Below are 5,696 nucleotides of genomic sequence, written 5' to 3' on the forward strand. Positions count from 1 at the left end.
TTTTCTTCAACTTCCACAATGTTGTACGCATTTGAGGTACTAAGGGGTGCAGACCTTCCTTGTCTCCGTAAGTCAGGACATGCATTTTTTCCTTTTCATTTTTCAGCATATCTAAGATATGCATAATACGTTTTGCTACCCTGCTGTTGGTATCTCCGACAGACCCCCAGCAAAGCAGAATCATATCGCTTTCTGCCGCAACCTTCAGAATCATCTTGTCATTGTCCAGAACATTCAGTTCGTCATCACTTTTTCTGAAGCTCATCTTCGGTGTAACCAGAGAATACAGATTTACGATATTGACCGCTGCATATTCCCCCAGTCTGGCCAGGCCATTGTAGACACTCATTGTTGTTACATCCGTGATCAGGTAGTCGGCGTCACTCGGGTTAATCATTACCACCGTCGCAATCTTGCCTTCTTTTGCCCAACTTCGGCGAAGCAGATAACGGTGCTTCTTGTCATCGGAGAAGATGGAATCCATTCTGATATTTGTTTTTTCTGTAATCATACGTATACCTCCTAAAAATAAAAAACTGTAAATATTACCCACAGCAACTATTCCAGAGCTGACCGTTACATCAAATCTACACCTGGAATCATTGCAATAAAAAAGGATCAGCTTCTTATTTCAGAAACTGATCCAACTGTCATTAATTGTTTTGCTTATTCGGATTTTACAAATCATAGAAACGAAAAAGGCACCCAGCAAGTCTTTCCTTGCCAGATGCCTTTCTATAAGTGTTTCAGCCAGTCAATCCTTTGACGTGCTGAATGATAGTGGAGATGAGGGGAATTGAACCCCTGTCCGAAAACCCATCCATAAGAACTTCTCCCATCACAGTCAGTCTTTTGACATTCCCTCGTTACAACGCCGAATGACAGGCTTTGTCCCTCAGTAGCTTCATGAATCTTTTCCTGCCGCAAAGCTTAGGCAGAAAAGTGCCTCACCAAGTCGATGCCGGGATCTTCAGCGGCGAGAAACCGAAGGCCGACAGGCGCCGTTAATTAGGCAGCCAGTACAAAATTATTTTTGTCGTTTCTTTTTAAAAAAGGTTCCAGCTTGATGACGCGGTTCACTGGTCCGCGGATGGCTATCCCTACTTTCAAGACTCCCGTCGAAACCATTGCATCCCCTCGGCAGTGAAATTCTTTTCCGCTTTGGAGTTCCCGTCCCATAGTCGCTTGCGACTGTGCAAGGGAACGGAAGGAAAAGAATGGAACGGTTTTGCTCGCCAGAGCAAAAGCCAACCTCTGTCTTCACCTCGTAGGTAAGAAACATGGCATTTAAACGACAAAATCCTTACAAAGTAAGATTTCTGATTTTAAAATCTTTTTCCGCCTGACGGCGTACATCGTTTTTGGCAATGGTATCTCTCTTATCGTAGAGTTTTTTACCCTTTGCCAGTGCGATGTCGATTTTTACATAACTGCGGTCAAAATATACCTTCAAGGGCATGATGGTATAACCGGCAGCACGTACTTCGTGATCCCATTTGCGGATCTGTACTTTATGCAGCAGCAATCTTCTGGGGCGCAGAGGATCTTTGTTGAAAATATTGCCCTGTTCATAGGGGCTGATGTGCATGTTATAAATGAAGGCTTCTCCATCCTTGATCTGAATGTAGCTTTCCTTCAGACTGCACTTACCCGCACGCAGGCTTTTTACCTCTGTACCAGCCAAAGAAATACCGGCCTGTATGGTTTCTTCGATAAAGTAGTCATGATATGCTTTTTTGTTCTGCGCGATCAGTTTCGTACCCTTCGCCTTTGCCATACCCTTTCACCTTCTTCTTTGCTTTCCTATTACTGCAGAAATAACTATATCATATTATACAGAAAAAATCAAATGACGTTTCCGTTACAAATATTTCCGTCCTTTTACAAAAATCAGCAATTCTTACAGTTTTCTTAAATTCCCATCTTATTCTCCTCAATTCCTGCTCTTTCTGTTATGATAAAATCAAGAGAAAAGTTTGATTCCCACCGAAAGGAGGATTCCTATGACAACTGAAAACACTGCTGTTCTGGCAACATGGCTAAATGACCCCAAAGAGCCTGCCTTTGTACCGCCAAAAGCACCACATCCCTGGCGGCGATATTTTGCCAGAAGCTTCGACTTTGGCCTGATCACCACCTGCTATGAAGTTTTGCTGTGCCTTCTGCTCCATGTCAATTTTCAAGTCTATTTTTCAGAAAGAAATCCATTTCTAGAACTGGTGGATATCTATATCTGCTGGGTTCTGATTTTTCTTCTGGAACCTCTTTTCCTGTCCAGATGGGGCAAAACACCGGGCAAATGGCTTTTCGGCCTTTCCATCCGAAACAAAAACGGCGAACTGCTGACCTTCAAAGAAGCCTTCGACCGTACCTTTGCTGTATTCTGCAAAGGGGAAGGCTTCGCCATTCCCATTTACAATCTTTATCGCAATTATCAGTCCTACAAAACCTGTCGGGACGACGGCGTCATGGAATGGGACGAAAACCTCAGATACGAAGCCAAGCCTTTCCGCTATGCTTCCGTTTTCGGCTATCTGGGCATCACTGCTGTGACACTGGCCCTTTCCGCGGGTGTCACATTCTGGCAGATGACCCCTCCGAACAAAGGGATTCTCACTGTAGACGAATTTATTGAAAACTATAATTACCAGCTGGATTACAATAAAATCGGAGGCGTCATGCGGCTGGAAGAAGACCGCACATGGCTTACAGATGAAGAAATCGATGACGGCAAAAATGTACTCTCCCTGAACTGGTTCATGGGAAATTTTTCCGAGCCTGTTTTCACAGAAAAGGATGGTAAGCTCTCCTCCGTTTCCTTCACCATGGAAAGCACTGAGGAATATCATACTATTTCTGCCCCCGCTGAAAAAACATGGCTGGTCGGCGCGCTCCTGCGTACACAGACTGGACTTTTCTATCCGGAAATCGCAAGGCTGGACGGTACTGTGGTAGAATCCGAATCCCCTGCTAACCATCCATATTCCATCGATTCCGTCATCGAATATATCGAAGAAGTCCCTTTTGATAGTTATGTTATCGAAACAGGAAATATCCGCATTACACAGGAAACAGAAATTTCCAATTATCAGGGAACTTCCGACTATCTATATCCGTCCAAAGTACAGGACGATTGCCATTTTTCCATGATTTTCACCATAGAACAGCTTCCCAAATAAAGGAGGAGACCATGTATTCCATCAAACTTGTCAAAAAAGTATTCCTTATATTCCTATTTATATTTCTCTTCTGGTTTGCGGCCGCTGCCACAGACCTGATCCGTGTCCACAGCTTCGAAAAGCCCATCTTTGCCCACCCCACTGCCACTGCCGATGACGGCGGTTCCGGTACATACAAAGGCTTCGGCTGGCGCATTGAACTGGAAGGAAACTTCATGCCGCAGGATGAATTCCCCGGCGTCACACAATTTGAATATTATCTCGGTGATGACCTGATCTACGCGGCCATTCGAGACTAAAAAAGAACCCTCGAAAGAGGGTTCTTTTCTTTAGTCTTCAAAAACTTCAAAATCATCTTCAAACATAAAGTCGATGGTACCCATCATACGGTCAACCTTTGCAACATAAACCAGCACACGGTCGCCCAGACGATAGGTTTTCTTTGTTCTTTTGCCAAATACCATCATATTTTTATCGTCGAATTCATAGAAGTCATCATCCAGCTGATTCAATGCTACCATACCTTCAATGGTATTGGGCAGTTCCACATAGATGCCCCAGCCTGTTACGCCGGAGATGATACCTTCATAGATCTCGCCCACCTTATCTGCCATATATTCCACTTTTTTCAGAGTATCCGTATCTCTTTCCGCATCCTCCGCTACGCGTTCCTGCTTGGAGCAGTGCTTCGCCCAGTCTGGCATTTTTTTACGATAGTTGGCAGATGCTTTTTCATCCAGCTCGCCGTGAAGCATTTTTTTGATCATGCGATGGATTTCCAGATCGGGATATCTGCGGATAGGGGATGTGAAGTGGCAGTAATACTTCGCCGCCAGACCAAAATGACCGCCGTTTTCCGCTGTATATCTGGCCTGCATCATACTTCTCAGAATGATCCTTGTAATGATGCGTTCTTCATCCTTGCCTTCCGCTTCCCGCAGCACTTTCTGAATTTCTCTGGGATGGATCTCTCCGTCCTTTTTCCGCAGGTGATATCCAAAGCCACGGATGAACTGTTCCATTTTTTCCAGTTTGTCCTCATCAGGCTCCTGATGGCTGCGGTACATAAAGGGCATTTCCTGCCAGAAGGAATTTTCCGCAATGGTTTCGTTGCAGACCAGCATAAATTCCTCGATCATATTTGTGGAAATGCTTCTTTCGTAAGGTTTGATTTCCACAGGTTTTCCGTTTTCATCCAGAATGATCTTGCTTTCAGGCAGATCGAAGTTCACAGAACCGCGTTTTCTTCTCTTTCTGCCCAAAATCTGACGCAGTTCTTCCATTTCTTCCAGCATAGGAAGGATTTCCTGATACTGTGCCAGCAATTCAGGGGTACCGTCTTCCAGAATTTCTCTGACCGCTGTATAAGTCATTCTATAGTTGGAATTGATGACCGTTTCCGCAACGCGGTGCGCCACCACTTCCCCCTTCTGGTCGATTTCCATGATACAGCTTAATGCCAGCCTGTCCACATGAGGATTCAAAGAGCAGATGCCGTTACTCAGTTTATGGGGTAGCATAGGGATCACTCGATCCACCAGATATACGCTGGTGGCTCTGGCATAAGCCTCTTTATCCAGTTCTGTATTTTCACGAACATAGTGGGATACATCGGCAATGTGTACGCCCAGTTCATAATTGCCGTTATCCAGTTTTTTCATGGTCACGGCATCATCCAGATCTTTGGCATCTTCACCGTCGATGGTGATGGTCAGCCAGTCGCGGATATCTTCTCTGCCGATTTTGTCTTCTTCTTTTACTTCTGTTTCCAGATGTTCAATTTCTGCATATACTTCATCGGGGAATTCCACTGCCAGTTCATATCTGCGGATAACAGACAGGATGTCCACACCGGGGTCATTCACATGCCCCAGAATTTCCACTACTTTCCCTTCGGGGTTTCGTCTGTCTTCCCCGTAATCGATGATTTCCACAACAACCTTATGCCCGCTGACCGCACCTTTGGTATGCTCTCTGGAAATAAAAATATCCTTGGCAATTTTCTTGTCATCAGCCACCACAAAGCCGAAGCCCTTGTTGCTTCCTTCGAAGGTACCAACGATACGCTGCTGGCCTCTTTCCAGAATTTTTACGATGACCCCATCGGCCTTTTTCCCTTTTTCCGCCTTATGCAGCACCTTATACAGAACTTTATCCTTCTGCATGGCACCCATGGTTTCGCTGGCGGGAATAAACACATCGTCACCACCTTCATCGGGCGTTACAAAACCAAATCCTCTGGCATGGCCGATAAAAGAACCGGTTGCCATCTGCAGGTCTTTGGGAGAGGCCAGTTTGCCTTTTTTTGTTTCAAAAATATGACCTTCGTCAATGAGCTGCTGCAGCAGTTCTTCAAAAGCAGGTCTGTCCTCTGTCGGCACATCCATCATCACCCGCAGGTCTCTGCGCTTCATAGGAATATATCCGTCACTTTTGATATAAGCAAGGATCCGTTCTTTCCTCGCCTGCATAATATCATTCTGTTCCATAGAGATTCTCCTTGTTTTTTCTTACTTT

5 protein-coding genes and 1 other RNA gene are annotated in these 5,696 nt (G+C 45.0%); 2 read left to right on the forward strand and 4 right to left on the reverse strand.

Going from position 1 to position 5,696, the window contains the following annotated elements; all coding sequences use genetic code 11:
- From ACJMLT_RS01500 to smpB, 3 genes are all read right to left on the reverse strand, one after another.
- A partial coding sequence (locus tag ACJMLT_RS01500) for a DUF1643 domain-containing protein (protein ID WP_405725531.1) occupies window positions 1-511 on the reverse strand: 511 nt, incomplete at its 3' end.
- Window positions 512-778: 267 nt separating this feature from the next.
- Window positions 779-1,137: a transfer-messenger RNA gene (gene ssrA / locus ACJMLT_RS01505) on the reverse strand.
- A gap of 166 nt (window positions 1,138-1,303) precedes the next feature.
- Entirely contained in the window at window positions 1,304-1,777 is a 474-nt protein-coding gene (gene smpB / locus ACJMLT_RS01510; protein ID WP_405725534.1) for an SsrA-binding protein SmpB, read from the reverse strand.
- A 226-nt stretch (window positions 1,778-2,003) separates the two neighbouring features.
- Between smpB and ACJMLT_RS01515 the strand changes: the two genes are divergently transcribed.
- The gene (locus tag ACJMLT_RS01515; protein ID WP_405725537.1) at window positions 2,004-3,179 is read left to right on the forward strand and encodes an RDD family protein; all 1,176 of its coding nucleotides are present in this window, start codon (window positions 2,004-2,006) and stop codon (window positions 3,177-3,179) included.
- A gap of 11 nt (window positions 3,180-3,190) precedes the next feature.
- Window positions 3,191-3,478: a hypothetical protein gene (locus ACJMLT_RS01520; RefSeq protein WP_405725540.1), complete on the forward strand. Its 288-nt coding sequence runs from the start codon at window positions 3,191-3,193 to the stop codon at window positions 3,476-3,478.
- 30 nt (window positions 3,479-3,508) lie between these two features.
- Here the strand turns inward: ACJMLT_RS01520 and rnr are convergent, their stop codons facing one another.
- Entirely contained in the window at window positions 3,509-5,668 is a 2,160-nt protein-coding gene (rnr, locus tag ACJMLT_RS01525; RefSeq protein ID WP_405725543.1) for a ribonuclease R, read from the reverse strand.
- Window positions 5,669-5,696 lie beyond the last annotated feature (28 nt).

Origin of the sequence: Anaerotignum sp. (assembly GCF_045122575.1) — a bacterium.
Taxonomy (GTDB): Bacteria; Bacillota; Clostridia; order Lachnospirales; family Anaerotignaceae; genus Anaerotignum_A.

Bases quoted from the DNA above. Each gene is read 5' to 3' on its own strand.
- smpB (WP_405725534.1), bottom strand. From the start codon at position 1,777: ATGGCAAAGGCGAAGGGTACGAAACTGATCGCGCAGAACAAAAAAGCA.
- ACJMLT_RS01515 (WP_405725537.1), top strand. From the start codon at position 2,004: ATGACAACTGAAAACACTGCTGTTCTGGCAACATGGCTAAATGACCCC.
- ACJMLT_RS01520 (WP_405725540.1), top strand. From the start codon at position 3,191: ATGTATTCCATCAAACTTGTCAAAAAAGTATTCCTTATATTCCTATTT.
- rnr (WP_405725543.1), bottom strand. From the start codon at position 5,668: ATGGAACAGAATGATATTATGCAGGCGAGGAAAGAACGGATCCTTGCT.